Here is a 277-nt window from a genome sequence, read left to right on the forward strand (position 1 = left end):
GACAAGCGCGATGGTTACCGCGGACGTCAACGAGTTAGATGTTAAAAACAATCACATCGACTACGTCGAATTTGACCGAGAGCTGGAAGCCTCTATCCGATCAAAGTTTGAAGATGCTGAGTTTGAAATTCAGATCATAGGCTTTGCCAAGCAGATTGGTGACATCGCTGAGGGCGCCTCGTCCGTTCTTGAATTCTGCATCATTGCTTTGTTGCTCACAGCACTCGCGGTCTATTGGTACTGTCGCTCGATTCGTTTGACGCTGTTACCACTAGCG

General features: G+C 48.4%; 1 protein-coding gene. It reads left to right on the plus strand.

Going from position 1 to position 277, the window contains the following annotated elements; all coding sequences use genetic code 11:
* A partial coding sequence (locus KMS84_RS40085) for a hypothetical protein (RefSeq protein WP_256921583.1) occupies positions 1–277 on the plus strand: 277 nt, incomplete at both ends.

The sequence above is a fragment of the Streptomyces hilarionis genome (assembly GCF_024539675.1).
In the GTDB taxonomy this organism is placed as follows: domain Bacteria; phylum Actinomycetota; class Actinomycetes; order Streptomycetales; family Streptomycetaceae; genus Streptomyces; species Streptomyces hilarionis.